We start from the raw sequence: 24,576 nt of genomic DNA, 5'->3' as shown, positions 1-24,576 counted from the left end.
TTTAAGGAAGCAATGAATTTTAGTTTATAAAGCCCTCACTGCTACTTTACAGATCAACCGGGGGAATGATGGGCGGGCTAATCGATGGTTGTAAGCTGCCTGGCTTTAAGGCAACATAGTCGCTGTCTTGTCCGCAGCGTTGGAGCCAGGCAGGGCGAAAATACTGCGCTTTTCGCCCTCGAAATCTACGCCCTTCAGGGCATTAAGCTGCCTGTAGGACTTTTGCAGTCCTTTCACCTGGATCGAGTCGTTTTGCATATGCTTTCCTCTTTATATAACTGTAACCTTTGACAAATCGACAACCCATAGGCCTTTAAGCGCAGCATAGGTCAGCTTATCCATCATCGCGCCGTCAAAACAGACGGTTTTGAAGGCACGGTAAGATTTATTTGTCACGGAAAAGGGTAGGCGGAACGATACGTTCCTGAGCGTCGCTCCCGTAAACGAAACATCATTCAGTGCAGACTTTTCAAATTGTACACCAATGAAGGTATGCCCGTCAAAATGCATTCCTCGCAGGTCGGAATATTTGAAATCCACGCCGTTAAAAATACAGTTCTCAAAGATTGTTTTTCTAAGGTCGAGCATGGTCAACTTCACGCCGGTCAGTTTTACATCTGTAAATTTTGTTCCGACCAGCGACGACTTATTGAAGTCGGTACGTACAAGTACGGATTTGCGGAAGCTCGCATCCGCAAGGTTGGTGGCGGAAAAGGTGCAGTCTGTTAGATTTACACCATCAAAATTAGCTTCACGGGCATCGCTCGCCTCAAAGGAGCTACCGGTCAAGTCGGCGCCAGCAAAGTCGGCACGCCACAACGGGCTCGTCTTGAATTTTCCTTTGTGTAAAATAACGCCCGCGAAGTCACTCTCTTGCAGATTAACTGCAGTGAGGTTTATCCGCACCTGGCGCTCCTGTGTGCCGGAGAGGTTAGCAAGCTCATGTGTCGCTTGCTCATTGTCGCTGGTACTGTCAATGGGCATATTTGAAGGCGTTTCATCGCCCGCTGATTGGAAATTTTCTGAAAAATAGTTCAGGTCAACATCCAGAATTTCCGAAAGCCGGTTAAAAGTAATGATATCAGGACTTGATTCTCCCCGTTCCCATTTTCCAACGGCTTGGGGGCTTATAAATAGAAATTGAGCAAGTTGCGCTTGGGAAATATTTTTTTTCTTTCGTGCTTCGGCAATTCTATTGCCGATCATTTTAGTGTTTAACATAGGTACTGTCTTTTTAATAATCTTTCGACAATGCAAAGGTATCCGGCTTCATTTCCAGAATCAAAAAAATACAAATACTTATGGTTGTATTTACGCTACTTATAGTTGTTATTAACAAAATAGCAGTGGTATATGTAGGGATTGAGATAAACCTGAAATGCGCGAGAGCCGCTCCACTCCCACGGGAGGGAATGAAAATCTTTCAGAATGTTTCGTGATCGATCTGTTAACTGTTCTTACCTAACCGTCCGCCCCTTCCAAACGTACTTGCGGGTGTTGCCTATCAATCCTACATACACAAAATAAATGATATGTATCGGCGACAGCAAAATAAGCAGCCAAACCAGTTGCAGGCGTTTAAAGAAAGTGAATACAGGCAACAGGAATATCGCTTCAAAAATAAATTTTAACAAGAATTGGGTAAGGAACAGCTTAAAAAAGCAAATGTTGTAAAAGCTCAGGCCGGCATTCACCAATAACGATACATTGAACAGCCAGATGCCCACTGCCAGCGCCACTACCTTTTTATCTTTATATTTTGTTGATTTAGAGGCCCAGCGGCGGCGCTGATTTAAAAATTCGCCTAAGGTATGCTTGGCGTGTGTGTAAACTATGGCATCACTAAGTTTTAAGAAGCCAATTTTACCTGGGTAACGCTCTGCCACTTTTTGCAGTAAAAGTTCATCATCGCCCGATGCCAGGTCATCGATACCTTTAAAACCGCCGACTTCGTAAAATACATCCTTGCGGTAAGCAAAATTGGCCCCGTTACAGGTTGATGCTCGGTTATTGCCTATAAACGAAGCGCCCATAGCCACTAGGTAACCAAACTCCAGTGTTTGCAGGCGCTCAAATAAGCTCTTTTCCTCAAAATAAGTTACCGGAGATGAAATCATGACCGGCTGCTTTGTCTCGTAATAATTTACTACCGATGATAACCATTTTGAGCCCATACGGCAATCAGCATCGGTGGCCACCATCAGGTCGCCGGTTGATAGGCCAATGGCGGTGGCAATGGCTTTCTTTTTATAGGAGTTGAGCGGTTTATCCTCTTTCAATTGCAATAACTTAACCCCCTGATCTGCATAGCTCAGAATGATCTCGGCAGTGCGATCGGTGGAGTGATCATCAACAATGATGATTTCAGTCAGCTCTTTTGGGTAGTCCTGCGCTAAGATATCATTAATGGTAAGCGCTATTTTTTCTTCCTCATCACGCGCAGCTATAAGTATGGTAACCTTGGTTTTAAAGTTGATAGGCTTTAACTGTGGTCGTTTTAAGTTAGACCAGCCACGAATAAGGTAGATAAGTACCAGCAGGTATAAGCCTGTAAGTAATAAAGAAATAGTACTATGAATTACGATCAAAGAATTTAAGATTAAAAACAAATACGGAGCCTAAAATAGCAGGAATAATTAAGTTTATGAACCATATTAGCGATACGGTAACAATTACAGCTACAGATTGATTGGTTACATGCACAAAAAGCAGGGTAGCGGCAGTACCGCGCACGCCAATATCCAGCAGATCCAGCGAGGGCAAGGCCGACTGGATAAAAAAGAAAACAAATATCAATGGCAGTACCTCAAATATTGGGATCACAGGTATAAGCAGGTGAATAATAAGGTAATACTGAAATGAAAAAACCGTATACCGCGTAAGGCAAAAGAACATAATATTAATGAGTTCCTGCTTTTTGTAACGCTGCATAATGTCAAAAAAACGGTGATATTTTTTAATATACGGGATGTGATCCAGAATATTGACCAGCCACTTAATATGAAAATAAAAGATACACAGGAATAGGGAAAAAACTACAGAAACTATTACAATACCTATATATAACCAAATATTAAGGTGTATAAAAGTGTACAAAAACCACAGTAAAGCGCCCAAACCCACCACATTGGTAACCGTATTTTGTGCGAATGCGCCCACTGCCATGGCAAATACGCCATGTATGCGTTTACGGTTCGGTAAAAACAGTACACGACCCGCATATTCGCCTATACGATTGGGGGTAAAAACGGCCCACGTTAAACCGCAAAAAACCGCTTCGATGGATTCCCAGGCTGAAATGTTTACCAACTTTCGCGTTAAATATTGCCATTTAAACGACTCCAACGACCAATTCACCAGCATCAGTACCACAACTACCGACATTACGATAGCAACCTTGGTATGATCTATTGCTGTTATGAGTGTTTCAAATTGCTTTAGCTTGTCGCCCTTTTCTAAATATTGGTGATATATAAAAACAAAAGCCAAAACCACTATGGAGGCTTTAAGCAGAAAAGAAAAGAGTTTTTTTGCAGATGCAGTCAAACGGCAGGTTTTTTTGTGCAATGTTACGAAAAAGTTGATAGTTCATGGTTGATAGTTCATAGCAAACCGTCAAAACAAATTTCATCCGGCTATGAATCATGAACTATCAACTATAAAGCCTATTTCAGCCTTGCCTTTAAATAAGCTAAAGTGTTTTTATTGGCATCAGCGGTAGCTGTGGGATTTGAATTTGGGCCGCTTGGATTAGCGAACGCATGGTCGGCATCATACTGGTGCAGGTATAGATTTTTGCCGGCTGCTTTCATGTCATCAGCAAATTTGGCGACTACTTTTGGGTTTATCCACTGGTCCTTATTGCCGAAATTGCCTAATACATCGCTATGCAAAGTTTTTAAACGGTTTATATCCTGTTCGGGCATACCATAATACATAACACATGCCACAGTTTGGTCGCCTGCAAGTAAGGCAGTTTGCAAGCTCCAGCCACCGCCAAAGCACCAGCCCAAAGTAGCAATATGCGCTTTAGGACCTGCATAAGCTATGGCGCCTTTTATAATAGCAATAGCGCGATCCTCTTTAACAGCCTGCATCAGTTTACCCGCTTCGGCACGGTCGTCTGTTGATTTACCATCGTATAGGTCAAGGTCTATAATATTTACATTGCCCAGCGCATTATATATCCGCTCCGATTCGCGCTTTACATAATCATTAAGGCCAAAGTACTCATGAACTACCAGCAGGTAATTATTAGTAGGTGTTTTTGCCTTTAGCTCATAAGCATCGGCTGTTTTGCCATCGGGCGTAGTATAAGTAATGGCTTTGCCAATGCTGCTCTGGAAATGTATGGGCAACGGTTTTGGGTGCGACATCACAAACTTTTTATTGGATGCCAGCATTGCAAATTGCTCCGTAGCCGACTGTTTGCAGCAAGCCATTTTGCTCTGACTAAAAGCAAAGCCTCCGCATAAAACTAGTAAAGCGAAAAGGAATAGTTTTTTCATGATCGATTTCATTGATGGTGTGGTTAGAATAGATACAATATTAAGTTAATTTTTGTTTGATAACTATTGGGAAGACGGATGATAATGGAGCTAAGTTGCCTTATAAATATTGTATTTACCCTCTTTGCCGCTTGCGGCAGAGAGGGTCGACCAGCGAAGCGTAGTCGGGGTGAGTCGGCGGAGCGCGTTTATGCTGCCTTTATTTATCAGCCAATTGTCTGAACCGGAATTTTATGAATTTTTCAAATGAACAAAATTTCAAAAATTCTTTAATTCTATAAATTCGGGTTCTGACAATTTGGGCGTTGCCTGCGGCCCGGGCTTTCCACTCATACTGCACAAGGCCTTAGTCACGTGGCTGGTATCCGTTTCAATCCCTAACGCGGAACTTCAACGCGCTCCGCCGACTCACCCGGTCTTTGCTTCGCCCGACCACCCTCTCTTCGCCTGCGGCGGAAAGAGGTTTTAAAAAAAATCCTTCTAAAAACCAAACGGCCCTTATGGGGCCGCCTGGTTAGTAAAACAAAAAACAATAAAACTCAGCTCTTAATTTATACTATCTCCCTGCTTGATCTCATCATTGCCGTGTAGTACGATTTTATCACCTGCTTTTAAATTGCCGAATACTTCGGTTGAATCGCTGCTGGCAAGGCCTTCTTTTACGTTAACTAAGTTGGCTTTACCATCGTTTACCGCTATTACATACTCATGTTCGGTTGAGCGTATGATGGCATTGTTTGGCACCAGTAATGATTTTGCGCCCGATACCATTGGGATTTGCACCTCGGCATACATGCCGGGTTTTAGCTGGCCGTTTTTGTTTTGCACATCAATTTCAATGGCCTCTGAGCGCATGCTGCCCAGCGCGTTTGCCGAACGGCTGATCTTAGCGGTGTAAGGTGTACCCGGCATGGCATTAAAGGTGAAGGTTACCGGCTGGGTAAGGTCAACCTTATCTACATAATCCTCCGGTATATCAACTGTCAGGCGCATTTTGTGGATATCCTGCAAAATAAACATTGGCTGATCCGTAGCCTTGCCCGGTGATACCAATGCCCCTGGGGAAACATTACGTTCGATGATCATCCCATCAAACGGCGCGTATATACGCAGGTAGCCTTGCATTGTTCTTACTGATTCCACGTTTGAATGTTCGGATTGTGCCATGGCCTGGTCTGCTTTCATTTTTGATGAGGCATCATCCAGGTCTAATGGTGATACAGAGCCGGGTTCTTTAGCGGCTTCTTTTAAACGTGCATATTTTTCTTTGCTGGCAGTAGCATTTTCTTCTGCCTGTAAATAGCGCGAATTTGCAGCCTGTAATTGCGATTCCATTTCAGGTGCTTCTAACACGGCTAATAACTGACCCTGTTTTACAACAGAACCGCGGTCAACAAATAGTTCTTTTACAAAGCCATTTACTTTCGGGAAAAGGTTAACATTGTTAAACGGAACCAATTGCCCCGGCAGTTTTGCCGAGCTCGATAGTGCTTCTTCTGATACCGTACCCAACTGGTATTTGGTTGCATTCTGCGTTTTTTCACCGCTTAGGTCAACGGGCTTTTGATTGCCACCACAGGCAGCAAAAAATAAGCAAATAACTATTAATAGACAAAATCTATATTTCATGATGTGATGTATTTAAATTTTCTATGGATGTTTTTTCTTCCGGCATTAATGATGGTTCGTCATAAGTAGTTTTGTTTTGAACCCATGCAAATACCAGTGGTAATATGAATAATGCTGCCAGTGTTGAGGCAAATAAACCGCCGATAACCGCGCGGCCCAATGGTGCCGATTGCTCGCCGGCCTCGCCCATGCCTGATGCCATCGGGATCATACCCGCTATCATGGCAAAGCTGGTCATGAGTATTGGCCTTAACCTTACTGATGCACTGGTGATTGCCGCCTTTGTAGCGTCTTTAAACTCTAATCGCAAGCTTTCGCCATTGGTAACAATTAATATCGCGTTAGCAACAGATACCCCGGTGGACATGATCATACCCATGTAGGATTGCAGGTTTAATGTTGAGCCGGTTAACAATAAGGCTGTTATAGATCCCAATATTACCGCCGGTATAGTAACCAATACGGTAAGCGATAATTTAAACGACTGGTAATTAGCTGCCAGCAATAAGAATATCACCAGGATGGCAAAGCCCAGGCCGTTTTGTAAACTGTTTAAGGTATCGGTTAATAAATCTGACATACCGCCGATGGTCGCGATTAAGCCTTTGGGTGGTGTGCCCACTGTTTTCAATGCTTTTTGCACATCGCTGGTTGCCGTACCCAAATCCATTTTATAGATGTTGGCGCTTACCGTAATAAAACGACGCGGGCCGGTACGGTCATACTCACCGGGAGCGGTTGTTTGTTTAAAGGTGGCAACATCGGCAAGGGTAGGGCTGCTCTGACCTTTTACCAGCGGTATTTCCTTTAACTCATCCATGGAGTTCATGATATATTCCGGGATCTGCGCCTGTACCTGGTAGGTATAGGAGTTGTTCTGATCGAGCCACAAGTTTTTTAATGTAAAGCGGCTTGATGAAGTACTGGCTGTTACGGATCGGGCAACATCGCTTACGTTCAGGCCCAATTGTGCAACTTTCAACCTGTCGAGCGTTATAGCAATTACAGGATAATTCAGCGGCTGGTTTATCTGCACATCTCGCAGGTAAGGGATCTTTTTTAGCTTGGCTAAAACCTTGTTGGCATAACCTTCAATCTGCTGCATATCCTTACCGGCAACCTGTACCTCTATCGGGGTGTTAGCACCCTGGCTCATGATCTTTTCGGTCATGTCGATAGGCTCAAAGGTGATGGTCATTTCGGGCAGCTCATGCGCTATATTTTTGCGCAGGGCGTCCTTCAGCTCATCCATGTTTATTTTGTAATCCTCATCAAGGTTCACCTGTAAAACGGCCTCGTGCGTGCCGGTGTTAAACACATACAGGTTACTGCTACCAAAACTGCTGGGCACCAAACCAATATAGCCGGATGTGATCTTAACATGGTTATTCACAGTTTTATTGATGATGGATAGCACCTGCTTAAATTTATCTTCGGTTACTTCGAGCCTTGTGCCTACAGGTTCTTTAAGCCGTATCTGGAATTCGCCATTGTTTAATTTGGGCATCATGTCCTTACCTATCACCACAAAGCCAATACCTGCAAGTATGATTACCGAAAACAGGTAAACCAGTATGATCACCTTTTTACGCGGCATTAAGGCATTGATGATGATGATAAAGCGCGATTTTACTTTTTCAAAGAAATCATTATCCGCCGGATGCTCAGTTTCTGCCTGCCGGTGTTCATTGATCTGGATTTCTTCCTGCCTGTCTAAAGCTTCACCTGCGTGCGCGTGGATCTGCCCATGATGGCCATGCTGGTAACGCTCGGCTTTTATCATCCAGTTACTTAAAATTGGAACCAGGGTTTGCGCCAGTACATATGATACGATCATGGTTAAACCGATAGACATCGATAGCGGCAGAAACATCGCCTTTGGTACACCATTCATCATAAATGATGGCGCGAATACGGCCAGGATACACAATAATATCAGTAATAGCGGGAACGAGATCTCCTCGCAGGCATCATAAATAGCCAGCCGTTTTGATTTACCCATTTCCAAATGCTGGTGGATGTTCTCGATGGTTACCGTAGCCTGATCGACCAGGATGCCGATTGCCAGCGCTAAACCGCTCAAGGTCATAATATTGATGGTTTGCCCGAATAAACTGAGCAGCAATACGCCGATCAATATAGAAACCGGGATAGTGATCACCACAATTAAACTGCTGCGCCAGTCGCGGAGGAAGAGCAGTACCATCAGGCCGGTAAGCAAAGCGCCTAAGCTGCCTTCGGTCATCAAGCTTTTTACAGCATTTACCACGAAAACCGACTGGTCGAACTCATAAGAGATCTTCACATCATTCGGCAACAGGTTCTGCATTTCGGGCAGTTTGCTTTTCAAATCCTGCACCACGCTCCAGGTTGATGCGGAAGCTGTTTTTACTATCGGGATATAAACAGAGCGCTTGCCGTTGATGAGTGCATAATCTACTGTGATATCGGCAGCATCAGTAACACGTGCTATATCCTTTACATAAATAGGCACGCCATTTTTGGTTATCACGGGGATATTACCAAAGCTCTCCGAGTTAGTGATCAGCGAGTTCATGGTAGTGAGGTACATCATGCTGCCTACCCTTAGATTACCTGACGGTGACATTACGTTGAATTTTGCCAGCGCGTCAACCACTTCATCGGGCGTAAGGTTAAAGCTGCGGAGTTTATCCGGATCAACACTCAGGATAATTGAACGTGCATTGGAACCAAATGGCGGCGGTGCCGACAGGCCCGGAATGGTAGCAAACATGGGCCTGATGCGGGTGGCAGCTAAATCATAAATATCCTTCAGATTTTCAGATTTACTATCCAGCACCAACTCCCCAACGGGTAATGATGAAGCATCGTACCGGATAACCTGCGGAGGCAGTGCACCGGGAGGGAAGAAGCTCTGCGCCCGGTTAACCTGCAAGGCTACCTGTGCCGAGGCTTCGGCCATATTGGTGCTTTCGTAAAATGATATTTTTACTATGGTTAAGCCTTGTATACTTTTACTGCTGATGTTTTTTACACCATCAACATACAAAAACTGGTTTTGCAAACCGGTGGCAAAAAAGCCCTCCATTTGCTGCGGCGACATACCGCCGTATGATTCGATAACATATATTGTAGGAAGATTAAGCTTCGGAAATATATCTATCGGTATATTTATTGCACTGAGCACTGCAAATATTAAAAGGCTCATGGTAATCACCACAACGGTGATGGGCCTTTTGAGTGCGGATGTGACCATTGACATAATTTGATTATTTTAAATAGTTTAAAACAGAAGTTACCTGGTTCTCGGTTATCGCTTTCTGGAACAGCGCGTTGGCATAATCGTATTTTGCCTGCATATAATCTGTTTCAGCGCGGTAAAGAATGTTGAGCGCGGCGTCCAGCTCTATAATATCGGTTAAGCCGTTTTTATAGAGGGATAGCTTTTGCCGGTAACCATCATTTGCTGCCTTTAATTGTTTGGGAATTTCCTTTAGGCGATCCAAAGCAGTTTGCATTTCAACATCGGCCTGGTTAGCGCTAACTGCGAGCAATTCTTTTTGCTCCGACAGCTTTTGCATGGCATAATCAGTACTTGCCCTTTGGGTACGCAGCTTTAATTGTCTGCGCCGCAGATCAAATAGATTATAAGATATGCCTATACCCACCAGGTAATTACTCCTGTCGAATCCATAACCACTGCCCAGATCATTGTAATTCCCCTCGGCATCAACACTTGAGCCGCGGGCCCAGGCAGCAGCCTGTAATGAAATTTTGGGGTTGTATGATTTTTTAACCAGGTTCTCCCTTTGCAGGCTGTTTTGATAAACAGATTTATAGTAATTGATGATAGGATGATTGGCCGTATCCGCCGGAAATAAATAAGCAGTAGGCTCATTGATCAGCGTTAGTTCAACGGTGGTATCAGGTACTATCGCCTGGTAGTTAAAACCGCTTACAGCTGATAACTGTAATTGCACATGTTTTAACTGGTTGTTCAGCTCTATATAGTTTAACCGCGCTTTTGACAGCTCGGCTTCGGCTATGCTGGTATCAATCCCGGCGCGTACGCCGCTTTTTGCCAGCGATTCAATAGACCGCCTGATCTCCTGCGTGCGCTCGATGTTGCGGAGCTGGATACCCAGGAAATTCTGCAAGCGAACCAGTTGTAAATAATAATTAATGGTATAAGCCTGCAGATCGTATTTAGACTCAGTAAACTGACTTTGTTGTACTTGTACATCAGAATTGGCTACCTTGTTTTGGGCGCCGTATTTACCAAAGTTGTACACTTCCCAGTTAAAAGCAGCAATGCCTAAATTATCGGACATGGTGGTAGTAACGCTGGTAGTATGGATACCACCTGAACTTGAGGGCACAATGCCGAAACCAAAATATGGCCCGGTTACATTGTTTGCTGTACCAATATCAGCCTGGTAATTAAGGGTAAGATCGGGCAGCCAATTGTTCCGTACTTCGGCGGCCTGGGCCTGGCGAATAGCGATGGCTGCGGAATCGGTAAGCAACGTGGGTGCTTTTTGGTTAACGCTGTTCAGCAACTGTTTTAAGGTAACAGGCGCCGGTGATTGCTGTGCATGAGCCGCTGCTGTTATCAGCAAAAGCAAAATGCACATGCATCTTTTTAAACTTAACATTTGATTTTAAGAATTAATTAAATGAAATATAAGATGTGAGAATAAGTTACCCGGATAGGTTAAACTAATTCAGGGATCATCGCGTGGCGATGATTAAAAGGGAAGAATAAGATCAAATAGTAAGCTTGCCGCTGAGGAAATAGGGCTGGTGAACGGGCACTAAAGCGACGTTCATATTATTTATAAAGCTGTTATTAATATCAATGGCACGTTTATATAACGCCGGGAACAGAAGCCCAAGCAATGCCATTATGGATAATAATACAGGTGGATTAGTCAGTTTATGATGGATATCGGCTGCTACAATTTTAGCATCCTCCAAATCTTCAGGTTTACGTTGCGAAAATATTTTAACCAGTATGTTACCGGGTTGTGTAACCTGGTGATCGACATAAAAAATACTATAGCCCATAAATGGCTTTGCCACGAATAGCAAAACAGCTAAATAAAAAAATATTTTAACTGTATTTATGGGTTTCATTTATTATTTATCAATCTGATATTATTATAGACAAAGATTATAAGAAATAGTTTATTAAATGAATAGTAACATAATTGTTGCAGATTGTTATTAAAGAGTCATGAATAAAGAATCAGGGGTCAGGAAATAGCTAAAACACATATATGATAGTTGATTTTTGCGTTGATTCCCTTATCTTGGTCTTGATTCCTGACACTTGATTCAGGAAACAGCATCTATGAAAAACAATATATTATTTAAACAAAAATTTATAAGCAGGCTCAGCATTTTATTTGCTTTGCTGCTGATCTCCGCCTCTTCATTCGCGCAAAATTTAAAGGTGGCAACTGCCGCTAACCTGCAGGGTATTATAAAAGTTTTGGGTGATGATTTTACTAAAAAAACAGGTATAGGGATTGATCCTATTGTAGGTTCATCGGGCAACCTGGTGGCGCAGATTAAGAACGGTGCGCCCTTTGATGTTTTTTTATCTGCTGATATGAGCTTCCCTAAAAATTTATTTGCTGATGGCTTTACATTGCAAAAGCCGGTGGTATATGCATCGGGCAGTTTAATTATTTGCAGTACACAAAACCTGGGCTTTGAGAACTGGGAACGCTTGTTACTGACTGGAAGAGTAAAGAAAATTGCCATAGCTAATCCCACTATCGCCCCTTACGGCAAAGCTGCCGAGGAATCATTACAGAAAAAAGGCATACTGAGCGAAATAAAGAGCAAAGCCGTTTATGGCGAAAGCATATCGCAGGTAAATACCTATATCACTACCGGCTCGGTTGATGTGGGTTTTACTACACAGGCGCTAATAAAGGACTCAAAAACTACCCTTTACTATAAAGTTATCGACCCTAAAACATACTCACCCATAGAGCAGGGGATGGTAATATTAAAACATGCTCAGGGCAATGCCAATGCCGAAAAATTTTACCAATATATTTTAAGCGCCGAGGCTAAGCGTATATTTAAGGAATATGGCTATTATGTGCAATAATACAGCCAAAAATACTATCGGTTAATGGATCTGTCACCCATTTGGCTTACGTTAAGACTGGCAAGCATTACCACTTTGCTGTTGCTACTGGTTGGCTTACCGCTGGCCTGGTGGTTATCAAAAGGGCGATCGATCTTTAAAATAATACTGGAGGCTATTATCACCATGCCATTGGTGCTGCCGCCATCGGTACTGGGGTTTTATTTGCTGATAGCGTTTAGTCCGCAGCATGGGGTGGGTAAGTGGCTGCTCAATACCTTCAATATCCAGTTTGTGTTTTCATTCCAGGGATTGGTGCTGGCATCGGTAATTTACAGTATGCCGTTTATGATCGGGCCCATAAAATCAGCCTTGCAGCAACTGCCGCAATCATTGGCACAGGCATCGTATACTTTAGGTAAAAGCGAGCGGGAAACATTTTTGCGTGTGCTGCTGCCCAATATAAAACCATCGTTATTAACGGCTATGGTGCTCACCTTTGCGCATACGTTGGGCGAGTTTGGTGTGGTGCTGATGATAGGCGGCAACATCCCCAATGTTACCCGGGTTGCATCCATTGCGGTATATGATTCTGTTGAGAATATGGATTACAGCGCTGCCAATGTTTACTCGCTTATACTGTTCACCATCACTTTTGTAATGGTGATAGGTGTATTTATTTTTAACAAAGCCCAGGCTAAAAGCCCGCTGGAATGATCAGTATCAACATTGAAAAAAAGCTAAAGGCTTACAGCGGGCAGCAATGGTTAAAAATTGACCATCAGTTTGCCGATAGCAGTATCACCAAGATCTACGGTCCATCGGGTGCAGGTAAAACCACATTTTTAAAGATCATAGCCGGGTTGGTTGTGCCTGAAAAAGGAGGTATTACTGTTGATGGAGTTACCTGGCTAAATACTTCATCCAAAATATCTCTATCACCACAAAAACGGCTGGTGGGGTTTGTATTTCAAAATTATGCGCTGTTCCCCAATATGACGGTTCAGGAGCATTTGGAATATGCCAGTAATGATGCGCAATGGATACAGCGATTGTTAAAAATAGGCAAGCTGGAAACATTAAGCGATCATAAACCGGAATACCTATCCGGCGGGCAGCAACAGCGACTGGCAATTTTGCGTGCCATAGCCATTAGGCCCAAGCTATTATTGATGGATGAACCCTTTTCGGCGCTTGATCCTAAAATGAAATCGGCACTGATTGCTGAGCTGAAATTATTGTTTGCTGAATTGAAAATGACCGTACTAATAGTAAGCCATAACCCGCAGGAGCTGGAAGGGCTGGTTGATGGGGAGTTGTTGATAAATGCGGAAGAGTAAATAAAAATTAGATTGCTACCGCGGGTTTAGCTACGCTAAACTCGCGGCAGCATAAAGGGGTTTACATTTTACTTGAGTCTTTTGACATTTTGCCTTTGCTCATTTTGCTTTTCGACATCTTGTCGCTGCTCATCTTATCGGCGGACATTTTGCTTTTACTCATCTTGTCGGTAGCCATTTTATCGCTTGACATTTTACCCTTGCTCATTTTGCTGTCTTTTGACATTTTGCTTTTGCCCATTTTACCGGTATCACTTACAGCAACAGTGTTTGCTGATTTAAGTACAGAAGCTGCATTAGCAGTTAAACAGATAGAAAATATGCCTGCGATAAATGCAGCAGACAGGATAGATTTTTTTACGTTCGTTTTCATGTGATTCTTTTTAATTTTTAATAATCACATGTTTAGTCGGGCGGGTTTTGTAATCCTTACAAAATATTTTAATGTTTGTTCAACTCCTCTTCAATACGCTCCTGTAACTCTTTTTTAAAGTTATCGTCGAGCCGTATTTCGGGTTTCATAGAGCTGCGGAAAAGCTCTTGCACCATTTGGTTAATAATGCGGCTTTGCTTGCCATATAACACACATACCGAACATCCCGCCAGGTGAATGCGCAGCTCAATCATCTCGCGAAAGGTGAGTCTGCGGATCATTTTCTTTTCGATAAGAAAAGTAGCCTGTTTACAGTTATACTGAATTTTCCTTAAATAGCCCATAATCCAAATTTTATTACCAGTTCTTTTGCAAACAAGCCCGCAGGTTTAATTTAGTACGATGAATGATCACCCAAAAATTTGATGGAGACACCTTCAGCTCCGTACAAATAAGCGTGGTTTCCTCATCATCAATATGCTTCATGGTAAAAACCGACATCCACAATGCCGGCAACTTTTGCAGGCACTTTTGTAAAATGGCATTAAACTCCTTGTTGCCCAGGTGGTCCTTGTCTTCAATGCCAAATTCCAACGGCCTGTGGGCCGGACTCCAGTGACCGTCACTTTCAAAAAAATCCTGCTGCTCATGTTCCGCCTGCTGCACATCCTTAGTTAAGCCGGATGATTTTTTGCGGTAAACATCAATGATCTTATTTTTTAAAATGGCAGTGAGCCAGGTGCGTTCGGAGCTTTTGCCTTCAAAATTATCTGCTTTTTCAAGTGCGGCTAAAAAAGTTTCCTGTACCAGGTCCTTTGCCAGTTCCTCATTGCTGATGCGCCTTATGGCGTAGGCATACAGATAATCGGCGTAAGCTTTAACCCATTTGTGCGGGTCTAATAGATAGCTTTCAGTGCTCATTTTAAAACTTATGTATAAGTTGATCTGGTGATGTTAGTCGGAAAGGTAGGAAGAACCTTACAAAGATTTTTAAAAAAAGATTGTCAGCCTGAACGAGAGTGAGGGGGCTTTTTCTCCATGACACCCGTTTTTAGCGCAAGTCTTGTGCGGCTGTTTGTGTGATGATGACTTGTGATAAATTTAAGAAGCACAAGTCAGCCATTTACTCTACTCCAACACACAAGACTTGCGCTAAAAGTGATGACAATGAGTTTTAAGGGCTGTTAAGCTTACTTTACCAAAAACTCATAATAAGGAGTGTACAGATAATCGTTAGGCTTTAAGAAGAGTTGGTTATGCTGAAGATCCAGTATCATGTCGAAGCGTTTAAGAAAGGCATTCCCAAAAATACCCGCCAATTGCTGGCTACCCAATACACCCGATTGCGCCCCGGACAATAGGGCCGGTATCCGGTAAAAACTTTTTGTACCCAGCGTAACTTCAGGCATTATAACTATTGAAACTCCTGTTTTTACACCGTCGGATCCCGTTGACTCAGCTGTGGCCACTTGTTTTAATTTTTGCGCGATATGGTTGTTTTTCGAAAAATAGTCGGAAATGATAAGGCCGCTGTCGCCACCCGTATCCATTTCAAATGTCCCCTTTATTTGTGCGCTGTCGATAAATAAAGAAGCATCTATTGTAGGCACATCCAGTGTAAATTTCAGTTGGAATTTATCATAGGCTTTAGCACTTAAAACATAATCCTTACTGTTATAAAAGTATATGCGCTTTTTATGATAGTTTATTTCGATGACATATTTCTTCATAAGGTTATTTCCAAATACGCCATCGAAAGGAGCATCTCCGTATGGAATAGCCAGGTAGGTAACGCTGTCAATATCAATATTGCCAAAGGAGAGCTTGTTGTGAGTGCTTTTCTTTACCTTGCTTTCACCATTTGAACCCATATTATTGGCTGTGGAATCTAAAACCAGGTTCAGCTTTTTGCCTAAGATGCTTTCATTAATAACCATGGCGCCTGCACCGGTATCAAACAAAAAAGTTAAGGTATCCGACTGGTTAACGCGGCACTTTATGTAGATGCGATTATCGCTTTTTAGCTCAAATGGTAAGGTGGCAATGGGCTTGTTTTGCGCATGTAATTGCAGGCTTATGGTAATAAGTAATAGGGCAAGGATAAGATTTTTCATATTTATGTGCCAAGGCAGTTTTTATACTACAATAGACACGGGGAAAAATCATTTGTGACAGACTCAATGATAGAGAATAAAAAAATGTCATTGCGAGCGATAGCGCGGCAACCTCGTCGCGTTCGATATGCAAGCGACGAGGTTGCCGCGTCGTTCCTCCTCGCAATGACAATAGAGATAATTAATATCTACTTGCTATGCGAAAACAACCACGGCAATAACTCCGGTTCGGCGAAGGCATCGGTCCAGCTATCATGGTCATCATTGGGGTATAGAGTAAATTTAGGATCGCCGCCAGCCGCTTTAATGGCATCAACCATTACCTGTGAATGATCGGGTGATACGGTTTTGTCTTTAGCACCATGGAAGATCCATAACGGGACTTTCTTAGCATATTTTTTAGCGTTTAGTGTGTTATCGCCGCCGCAAATAGCAAATGCCGCGGCAAATATCTTGGGCTCGCGGCCAATGATCTCAAAGGTGCCCATGCCACCCATCGACAGACCTCCAACATAAACGTGGTGTTTATCTGCATAAGGCTTATCCAGAAAATCATCTATAAAAGCCATTAAAGCATGCATTGCTTTGGTTGGCGGGGCATCAGTTTGAAAAGTAAATGTAAAGCTGCTTGAATCTGTTTTTACCTTTACATTACTCCAAAAGCCGTCTTTAGGGCATTGCGGAAAGATCACTATCGCCGGGTATTGCTGGCGTACCTGGCCCTTTAAAAACAGGTCGCCGCCATGTATGAGTTGTGCCTGGTTATCATTGCCGCGTTCGCCTGCACCATGCAGCACAAAAAGTACAGGATATTTTTTAGCCGGATCGAAATTCAGCGGAAACAGGATACGGTAGGGCAGGGTGTCACCTTTGGCTATGAAGTTTCCCCGGTCATAAGTAGCCGTGGCTTGCGCCTTTACTAAAACAGGTATTGCCACGCTTATAAAGCACAGCAAAAAGGGCATCAATATTTTTTTACGCATAATACTAGGGTTAACGGTAAATCATCCCGGTTGATATGCGTAAATATATATTATTTTAAATAAAGGCGTTGTGCTATAAATTCTAAAAAGCAATGTCATTTCGAGCGATAGCGAGAAATCTTTTGCACATGTTAGATCTACAGTAGAAGATTTTTCGCTCGCACAAGCCAGGCACTATCCTGCTCAAGAGATAGTTTCTCCTCGTTCCTCGTCGAAATGACAAAAAAATTAAGATCCTTAATATTGCAGCTTTAATCCTTTTTTGTCGGTGTTAACGGGTTGCGGTACTTTTACATAATACCCTGTGCCATCATAAACACGCTTGCGAGGATGCGTTTTGCAGGCATCGCTGCAGCAGCCTTCCATCGCTTCGCCGCAGGCATCACACTGGGTAAAATGCTCATTGCACTCGGGGTTGGCACAGTTGATCATTTTATCGGTAATGGTGCCGCAGTTAAGGCATTTTGAAATTACAACCGGGTTAACGGAGTTTACATCAACCGACAAGCGGCCATCAAACACATAACATTTGCCTTCAAAATCCTTACCGCCGGCTTCCTTGCCATATTTTATAATGCCGCCATGCAGTTGGTAAACTTCGGGAAAGCCTTCATGCAATAGCAGGGCCGATGCTTTTTCGCATTTGATGCCGCCGGTGCAATAGGTGAGTATCTTTTTATCCTTGTACTGTGCCAACTCATTGATCATGGCCGGGAAATCGCGGAAATTCTCGATGTCGAGTGTTATGGCATTCTTGAATTTACCCAGGTTATGCTCATAATTTGAGCGTACATCAAGCACCACCACATCATCGCGGTCCTTCATCTCCATAAATTCCTTTGGATTAAGGTGCTTGCCGGTTTTGCTTTTTGGGTCGATAATTTCCGGGTTGCGTAAACCCGAGTGTACTATCTCCGATTTATAGCGTACATGCATTTTAACAAATGATGGGGTATCAACCTCATCAACTTTAAAATCAATACCTGCAAAACGCGGGTCGGCGTGTACCGTATCCATGTATTGCCTACATGCCTCAGCTGTGCCTGAAACGGTGCCGTTAAGCCCTTCTTCAGCCACAATAATACGGCCTGTTAACCCCAAAGATTTACAAAAATTTAAATGATCGGCAGCAAATTGCTCCGCATCAGCTATTGTTGAATAACAATAGTATAGTAGTGTGTTATATTTTTCCATACAATCATTGATACTGCTGCAAACAGTGTTAAATGAGGTGCAAATTTAGTGATTTTTTTGAGAAGTCCGAAAGTCTGAAAAGTCGGGAAGTCCGAAAGTTGGAATTTATGACACTGACAGACAACTTCCGGACTTAGGCGGACTTTCCGTCTTCCCGACTAAGATTACTTGATCCCGTAATAGAGCTTGAATCCCTGCATGTATTTTTTGTTGCCTTCAAAGGCGATACCGTAATCAATCCTGAAAATGAAGCGTTGTATGCCTACGTAAAACTCGGAGTAATCGCGATTATTCTTTTCGGTAAGAAAGTTGGCACCTATGATCTCTTCCAGTTTAAGGTCGCGTAAAAAGTCGAGGTTATTCAATATCGTGCCTGAAAAATTATGCTGGTAATGAGCTTCAAGAAAAGCCTGATCGGTGCTAAAAGTATAGAAAGGTAAAAAGTGAAAACTGCCTACATAGGTAGGGTCGAAAGTGGTACCCTGGTTACCTAAAAAGTGATTGTAATCCATAAAATACAGCTTATCGCGATTAAAGAAATCACCCGCGGTTAAACTGAATGCCGAATAGCCGATAAGGCCTATCGGTATCCGGTTCTGGGCTACATTTAGGGATACGAAATTATACTTAACATCAGATCCCAGGCTATTAATACCCTGGCGGTAATCAACTGTTACAACCGGGTATTTTGAAGGCACGTCGATCCTGCCAGTTGGGCGGGTAATATATTGCTGATCGAAAGTTAGCCTGAACGATGTATTAAAAGTTAATGCCTTGTTCTCTGGAAACAATATTGATTTATCGTCGGCCGGAGCATTGGGCAATAATGGGTTGTTTGATGTATACGACCTGCCATTAAAAGTATTTATATGATTAAATGAGGTGTTAAACAGTTGGATGCGATTGGCATAGGTTAAGCTGGCTGTCCATAAAACCCCGTTGGCTATTTCGCGCTGATAACCGATGTCGCCATATTCTGATTTGTAATATTTGACATAATTACGCTCGCTGAGTAGGGTACTCAACGTGTTAAAGTATAACGAACGCGTACCTACATTATTTAAATCGAGGATAGCGCTGCCGAAGCCTCCGAAGAATTTGGCATTATGAAAAGGATCGTAATTGTATTCGCCATTTACGTTGGCCGTAAACATTTTATTGGCAACGCCATAGCGCAGCTCTGGTGTAAAATCATAGGATTGCAGATCATTGATCTTATGCGTATACCGGGCCTGCAGGTTTAGCCCATAACCTTCAACCGTATTATAATAAAGCGTATTGATGAAAGGATAGAGATATACCGAATCGGTCCCATTTTTATAGCTGGAAGTATGTCCGAATATTGTATACGGAATGGGCAGGAACCTGTTGTTGGAATGTTGGAATGAATCAAGATAACCCTTTGTTCGCTTTACGCTGGCCAGGCTGTCCTTTTCATTTAAATCTTTTGCCTCCTGTAAGGTAAGCGGTACCGGGCGGTTAGCATTCCAATAATCTGCACTCTTGGTTGTTGCCGCCGTATCAAACTTTAATATTTCGCCGGTAAAGTATCCATCGGGGAATTTAGGGTCGAGGTTATAGTTGTTGTAGATGCTGTTATAATAACCACCGAAAACAAAACCCAGTACTGTACCAGAAAAACTATATTGCGATGAAACCAGCTGCCAGATATTATCCTTTATCGGGATGTATTGCTGGCTAACCTTCATGGTATCAATAAAATTGAGGCCATTGTCTTTTTTGGTCAGGTAAAGGTCGATGCTATATAGGCGCCAATCGCCTTCCAGTATATAAATGCTGCCTTTAAAAGTGGGGGTATGGTCGTGACGGGGAATAACCCGGATCTGATCTATAATATGGCCATTTTCAGTTGTGCGGCCTATCAGTTTATATCTGTAAAGATTAAAAGCATTACTTGCCACAGGCGAAAGAAAGCCGTGATTACTTAATCCAGGTATGGAAAATATATTCTTGTAAAAGTTTACATTCAGATCTGATGCTTTGGTATAGTTGAATGTTGGGTTTAGCCCTACGGTTTTAGATGCTATGGTTTCTTCCCTTATTTTGTTAGGCTGCTGAATGCTTAAAGTTGAAAATGATTCAGCCTGGAATAATATACCGCGGCCCAAAGAATCAAGGTCAAGTTTTTCTTGTACAGTTTTACCCATTAATTTTTTAGGAGCCCTTAATAATCTTTGTACCCCTTTAATATATACCGCGCAGGAGTATTCATTAACCTCGTTCAAATAAAATTCGCGTTTGGCTATAACCTGCCGCATAATATCATCGGCGGCAGTATCTTTTACATGTTTGCCTTGTATTTGTACTGTACCAAGCTTAAACACTTCATTTTCCATAGTAATATTGCGCACTTCATCATGGTCGGTAATGGTTACACTTTCTATACGTTCCTTATAGCCTACAAAACGATAGATAACGCTATAAGTACCCGGATTTAGTTTAAACTGGTAACGGCCACTTTCATTTGCAGTGGTGCCGTAAGTAGAGTTTTTGATATAAATAGATGCAAACTCAACGGCATGGTTTTGCTGATCGGTAATACGCCCCGATAAAGCATATTGCTGGGCTGAAGCTGAAATAGCAATAAATAGCGTGAAAATAAGCAGTAAGTGTCTCAACATAGGATACTTATAAATACTTTTTACAGCTAAAATGTTTCATACGGGCATCAATATATTTTAATGATGAAATTTAAGTTAACCGTTTGCCTGTTAATGCTTAATTTTGCCAGCTCAAATTAACTGACCATGTACGATACACTAAAACCGGTATTGCAGCAGGAGCTTGCAGATATTGAAGCAGCTGGCTTATACAAAAAGGAAAGAATTATAACTTCGGCACAGGGTGCTGACATCACCGTACAAGGTGGTAAGGAAGTAATAAACTTTTGTGCCAACAACTATTTGGGCCTTTCAGGCAATAAAAAAGTTATTGAAGCTGCAAAAGCAGTTATGGATACGCATGGTTATGGATTGTCATCCGTAAGGTTCATCTGCGGTACGCAGGATATCCATAAAGAACTTGAAGCTAAAATAGCCGAGTTTTTAGGCACGGAGGATACCATACTTTATGCCGCCGCATTTGATGCCAATGGTGGTGTATTTGAGCCATTGTTTAATGATCAGGATGCTATCATTTCTGATGAATTAAACCACGCCTCTATTATTGACGGCGTGCGTTTATGCAAGGCACAGCGCCAGCGCTACAAGCACGATGATATGGCCGACCTGGAAGAAAAGCTAAAATTAACTGCAGGCTGCCGTCACCGTATTATTGTTACTGATGGCGCATTCTCAATGGATGGAACCATCGCCCAGCTTGATAAAATTTGCGAACTGGCCGAAAAATATAAGGCTTTGGTGATGATTGATGAGAGCCATTGCTCTGGCTTTATGGGTAAAACAGGCCGTGGTACACATGAGTATCACAATGTAATGGGTATGATAGATATCATTACCGGTACATTAGGCAAGGCTTTGGGTGGCGCATCTGGTGGTTTTACATCGGGCCGTAAGGAGATCATTGATATGCTGCGCCAGCGCTCACGTCCGTACCTGTTCTCAAACACGCTTGCCCCGGCAATTACAGGTGCATCAATAGCGGTGCTGAACATGCTGAGTGAAACTACCGACCTGCGCGATAAGCTGGAGAAAAACACCCAATATTTCCGCCAAAAAATGACGGAAGCAGGATTCGACATAAAACCGGGTGTACACCCTATAGTGCCGGTTATGCTGTATGATGCCAAGCTGGCCCAGGAGTTTGCCGCTAAAATGCTGGATGAAGGTATCTACGTTATCGGTTTTTATTACCCGGTTGTACCACAGGGTAAGGCCCGTATAAGGGTGCAAATATCTGCCGCGCACGAAACTGCTCACCTGGATAAAGCTATCGCTGCGTTCAGCAAGGTGGGTAAGGAGCTGGGAGTTTTGAAATAAATTGTTAATTTGCTACATAATGCAAGAAAAAATAGACCAATATACTGCTGAGATCAACGCCTTTTCACCGGCAAATGCTGATGAACTGGAAACTTTTCGTGTAAAATTTTTAGGTACCAAGGGTATCATAAAGGATCTGTTCGAGGAGTTTAAGACTGTTGGTCCGGAAGAGAAGCGCACATTCGGTAAAGTGCTTAACCAGTTTAAACAACTGGCCGAAGCTAAATATACTGAGCTGAAAGAGGCTTTAGACTCAGGGCCTCAGACTCAGGACTTAGATAAAGACTTAACACTACCCGGTGATGGCTTCAATATAGGCTCACGCCACCCGCTTTCGCTGGTACGCAATGAGATCATCGATATTTATAAACGCTTAGGTTTCGTGGTTGCTGAAGGCCCTGAGATTGAGGACGACTGGCATAACTTCTCGGCGTTGAACTTCCCAGAAGAACACCCGGCACGTGATATGCAGGATACCTTCTTCATTAAGAAAAATAGCGGCAAGGACGATATTGCCCTGCGTACACATACCTCATCGGTACAGGTAAGGATGATGGAGAGTGGGAAACCACCGTTCCGTGCGATAATGCCGGGCAGGGTTTACCGTAACGAGGCTATATCGGCACGCGCGCATTGCTTCTTTCACCAGGTTGAGGGTTTGTATGTAGATGAGAACGTATCATTTGCCGATTTGAAACAAACACTTTACCACTTTGTGCAGGAGTTGTACGGCGAGGGCACTAAAGTGCGTTTCAGGCCGTCATACTTCCCGTTCACCGAGCCATCGGCAGAGATGGATGTCTCTTGTACTATTTGCAAGGGGGCTGGCTGCAACATGTGCAAATACACTGGCTGGGTTGAGATATTAGGCTGCGGCATGGTTGACCCTAATGTATTGGAGAATTGCGGCATCGACAGTAAGAAATATACCGGCTTTGCCTTTGGTATGGGAATTGAAAGAATTGCTAACTTAAAATATGTTATACGTGATTTGCGTTTGTTTTCTGAGAACGATGTTCGTTTCTTAAAGCAGTTTCAAACCGAGATCATATGAAAAAGAGCTACCTTATACTATTAATGGCCATTGTTTGCCTGTCATGTGGTAAAAACAGTGATCCTATACCTGATGTTGCAGTCTATATCCAGGGTTCGTTGTTGAGTCCGCAGTTTAGCGCGTTAAGAGGTGTAGGTGTTGCCATAAATATTAGTGGTGGGGTAGCAGGCATAGTAGTATACCACAGGGCCGATGGCGCTTATGTGGCCTATGACCGTTGCAGTAGTTATCAGCCTGAAAAAAGATGCGCGATAACTATTGATAGTGGAGATTTGACCGCGACCGACCCCTGCAGCGGATCAAAGTTCTCTTTATATGACGGCACCCCTGTAAAAGCGCCGGCTACACAATCGTTAAAGGCATATAGTGTATTTGTTGACTCCGGATATAACATCATTATTCAAAATTATTAAATGGAAGCCGACAAAATTAAAGATAGTATAAAGCGGGCGGCACAGGAACTATTCCGCAAATTCGGTTATCATAAAACCAGCGTTAACGAGATTGCCAAAAAGGCTAAAATAGCCAAAGCAACCATCTACAAATATTTTGATAGTAAGGAAGCGGTTTTACATGCCTTGCTGATGGACTATATTAAAGTGAGTGTTGATGAACTGATCCACACCAATACGCCCGATATGGGTGAGGAGGAGCAGCTGAACAACCTCATCATGAAAACCTGTCGCCTATCGTACACCATTTGTAACGAATTTATCGGCTGGGATTTCATCCGTGAATCGGCTAACTCGCAGGCTTTCCTCAAGAATTTATCCAATGAGCTGGAGGAATTGCTGGTATACGCATTCTCACAGCTGAACGGTATCCGCAAGCACGATGCCTACCTGCAAAAGCTGCGTTTTTTGGTGAAATGTAGCAAAAGTATCGTATTCAGCTTTGCCTTTACCTCCGTAAGCGACTCCGATGTACGCAAGAACTTCGTATCATTCCAAAAAGAAATACTGCCGTATTTGGTGAAGGCGGCTATAACTATTTAAGAAAGTTTCAGTTCGGGGTTAGGGGTGTGTTGCGTTATACATTCCACACAGTCATGCTGAACTTGTTTCAGCACCCCACGCGCTAAGCAACCGCCATACAGTCGACTTGTGCTGTGAGATCCTGAAACAAGTTCAGGATGACGGGTGGTAAGCCATCTTCCGCAATAACTGCCCACTGTGCCACCGAACGCATGAAACACCCGGCACACTTGGCACAAAGTGGCACACCTTAATAGTTAATAAAAATGTATCCCCTCCAATGATACTTTTGGCTGGAGTATCATGTTTAATTGCTCAAGACTATCACACATACTGTTTGCGCATATAGCAACAGCTCCAGTG

General features: G+C 43.0%; 23 protein-coding genes. 7 read left to right on the top strand and 16 right to left on the bottom strand.

Features of this window, described 5'->3' with window-relative positions; genetic code table 11:
* Positions 1–105 precede the first annotated feature (105 nt).
* The 9 genes from BLU33_RS21310 to BLU33_RS21270 form a co-directional block, all read right to left on the bottom strand.
* Positions 106–258, bottom strand: a complete 153-nt coding sequence (locus tag BLU33_RS21310) for a nucleoside triphosphate hydrolase (RefSeq protein WP_091378016.1) — start codon at positions 256–258, stop codon at positions 106–108.
* Between the two features lie 12 nt (positions 259–270).
* Positions 271–1,221 (bottom strand): pentapeptide repeat-containing protein, encoded by a 951-nt coding sequence (locus tag BLU33_RS21305; protein WP_091378012.1) that lies wholly within the window; start codon positions 1,219–1,221, stop codon positions 271–273.
* A 236-nt stretch (positions 1,222–1,457) separates the two neighbouring features.
* Positions 1,458–2,588 (bottom strand): glycosyltransferase family 2 protein, encoded by a 1,131-nt coding sequence (locus BLU33_RS21300; protein WP_091378008.1) that lies wholly within the window; start codon positions 2,586–2,588, stop codon positions 1,458–1,460.
* Positions 2,572–3,546, bottom strand: a complete 975-nt coding sequence (locus BLU33_RS21295) for a lysylphosphatidylglycerol synthase domain-containing protein (RefSeq protein ID WP_091380878.1) — start codon at positions 3,544–3,546, stop codon at positions 2,572–2,574. Before BLU33_RS21295 ends, BLU33_RS21300 begins: the two co-directional genes overlap by 17 nt.
* A gap of 119 nt (positions 3,547–3,665) precedes the next feature.
* Positions 3,666–4,508, bottom strand: coding sequence for a dienelactone hydrolase family protein (locus BLU33_RS21290; RefSeq protein ID WP_091380874.1), 843 nt, complete (start codon positions 4,506–4,508; stop codon positions 3,666–3,668).
* A gap of 546 nt (positions 4,509–5,054) precedes the next feature.
* Positions 5,055–6,137 carry an efflux RND transporter periplasmic adaptor subunit gene (locus tag BLU33_RS21285; RefSeq protein WP_091378005.1) on the bottom strand — a complete coding sequence of 361 codons (1,083 nt, stop codon included), beginning with the start codon at positions 6,135–6,137 and terminating at the stop codon, positions 5,055–5,057.
* On the bottom strand, positions 6,127–9,381 hold the full coding sequence (locus tag BLU33_RS21280) for an efflux RND transporter permease subunit (RefSeq protein ID WP_091378002.1): 3,255 nt from the start codon (positions 9,379–9,381) through the stop codon (positions 6,127–6,129). Before BLU33_RS21280 ends, BLU33_RS21285 begins: the two co-directional genes overlap by 11 nt.
* A gap of 7 nt (positions 9,382–9,388) precedes the next feature.
* Entirely contained in the window at positions 9,389–10,753 is a 1,365-nt protein-coding gene (locus BLU33_RS21275) for a TolC family protein (RefSeq protein ID WP_232009341.1), read from the bottom strand.
* 133 nt (positions 10,754–10,886) lie between these two features.
* Positions 10,887–11,255, bottom strand: a complete 369-nt coding sequence (locus BLU33_RS21270; protein WP_091377997.1) for a hypothetical protein — start codon at positions 11,253–11,255, stop codon at positions 10,887–10,889.
* 217 nt (positions 11,256–11,472) lie between these two features.
* Here BLU33_RS21270 and modA point away from each other — a divergent pair, with 217 nt between their 5' ends.
* Genes modA through BLU33_RS21255 form a run of 3 tightly spaced genes read left to right on the top strand, consistent with a single transcriptional unit; the run spans position 11,473 to position 13,562 of the window.
* Positions 11,473–12,243, top strand: a complete 771-nt coding sequence (gene modA, locus BLU33_RS21265) for a molybdate ABC transporter substrate-binding protein (protein ID WP_091377995.1) — start codon at positions 11,473–11,475, stop codon at positions 12,241–12,243.
* Positions 12,244–12,267: 24 nt separating this feature from the next.
* Entirely contained in the window at positions 12,268–12,939 is a 672-nt protein-coding gene (gene modB / locus BLU33_RS21260; RefSeq protein ID WP_091377993.1) for a molybdate ABC transporter permease subunit, read from the top strand.
* Positions 12,936–13,562 carry an ATP-binding cassette domain-containing protein gene (locus tag BLU33_RS21255; protein WP_091377990.1) on the top strand — a complete coding sequence of 209 codons (627 nt, stop codon included), beginning with the start codon at positions 12,936–12,938 and terminating at the stop codon, positions 13,560–13,562. The genes modB and BLU33_RS21255 overlap by 4 nt, the downstream gene beginning before the upstream one ends.
* Positions 13,563–13,623: 61 nt before the next feature.
* On the opposite strand, the gene BLU33_RS21250 is transcribed toward BLU33_RS21255, so the two are convergent.
* From BLU33_RS21250 to BLU33_RS21220, 7 genes are all read right to left on the bottom strand, one after another.
* Complete coding sequence (locus tag BLU33_RS21250) at positions 13,624–13,935, bottom strand: hypothetical protein (RefSeq protein ID WP_091377988.1); 312 nt, start codon at positions 13,933–13,935, stop codon at positions 13,624–13,626.
* Between the two features lie 68 nt (positions 13,936–14,003).
* The gene (locus tag BLU33_RS21245) at positions 14,004–14,279 is read right to left on the bottom strand and encodes a hypothetical protein (protein WP_091377985.1); all 276 of its coding nucleotides are present in this window, start codon (positions 14,277–14,279) and stop codon (positions 14,004–14,006) included.
* Between the two features lie 13 nt (positions 14,280–14,292).
* Positions 14,293–14,856, bottom strand: coding sequence for a sigma-70 family RNA polymerase sigma factor (locus BLU33_RS21240; RefSeq protein WP_091377982.1), 564 nt, complete (start codon positions 14,854–14,856; stop codon positions 14,293–14,295).
* Between the two features lie 269 nt (positions 14,857–15,125).
* Positions 15,126–16,049, bottom strand: coding sequence for a retropepsin-like aspartic protease (locus BLU33_RS21235; protein WP_091377978.1), 924 nt, complete (start codon positions 16,047–16,049; stop codon positions 15,126–15,128).
* A gap of 188 nt (positions 16,050–16,237) precedes the next feature.
* On the bottom strand, positions 16,238–17,032 hold the full coding sequence (locus tag BLU33_RS21230; protein WP_091377975.1) for a carboxylesterase family protein: 795 nt from the start codon (positions 17,030–17,032) through the stop codon (positions 16,238–16,240).
* 237 nt (positions 17,033–17,269) lie between these two features.
* Entirely contained in the window at positions 17,270–18,226 is a 957-nt protein-coding gene (gene trhO / locus BLU33_RS21225) for an oxygen-dependent tRNA uridine(34) hydroxylase TrhO (protein ID WP_091377972.1), read from the bottom strand.
* A 164-nt stretch (positions 18,227–18,390) separates the two neighbouring features.
* Entirely contained in the window at positions 18,391–20,868 is a 2,478-nt protein-coding gene (locus BLU33_RS21220; protein WP_091377970.1) for a DUF5686 and carboxypeptidase regulatory-like domain-containing protein, read from the bottom strand.
* Between the two features lie 126 nt (positions 20,869–20,994).
* Between BLU33_RS21220 and kbl the strand changes: the two genes are divergently transcribed.
* From kbl to BLU33_RS21200, 4 genes are read left to right on the top strand one after another with little or no spacing between them, the layout of a single operon-like run.
* The gene (kbl, locus tag BLU33_RS21215) at positions 20,995–22,185 is read left to right on the top strand and encodes a glycine C-acetyltransferase (RefSeq protein WP_091377967.1); all 1,191 of its coding nucleotides are present in this window, start codon (positions 20,995–20,997) and stop codon (positions 22,183–22,185) included.
* A 19-nt stretch (positions 22,186–22,204) separates the two neighbouring features.
* The gene (gene pheS, locus BLU33_RS21210; protein WP_172829279.1) at positions 22,205–23,239 is read left to right on the top strand and encodes a phenylalanine--tRNA ligase subunit alpha; all 1,035 of its coding nucleotides are present in this window, start codon (positions 22,205–22,207) and stop codon (positions 23,237–23,239) included.
* A complete protein-coding gene (locus BLU33_RS21205) occupies positions 23,236–23,652 on the top strand; it encodes a Rieske (2Fe-2S) protein (protein WP_091377964.1) in 417 nt (138 codons plus the stop codon). Before pheS ends, BLU33_RS21205 begins: the two co-directional genes overlap by 4 nt.
* Positions 23,653–24,234 (top strand): TetR/AcrR family transcriptional regulator, encoded by a 582-nt coding sequence (locus BLU33_RS21200; protein WP_091377959.1) that lies wholly within the window; start codon positions 23,653–23,655, stop codon positions 24,232–24,234.
* Positions 24,235–24,576: the final 342 nt, after the last annotated feature.

The sequence above is a fragment of the Mucilaginibacter mallensis genome (genome assembly GCF_900105165.1).
Lineage (GTDB): Bacteria > Bacteroidota > Bacteroidia > Sphingobacteriales > Sphingobacteriaceae > Mucilaginibacter > Mucilaginibacter mallensis.
This window is presented reverse-complemented; position numbering and strand designations above follow the sequence as displayed.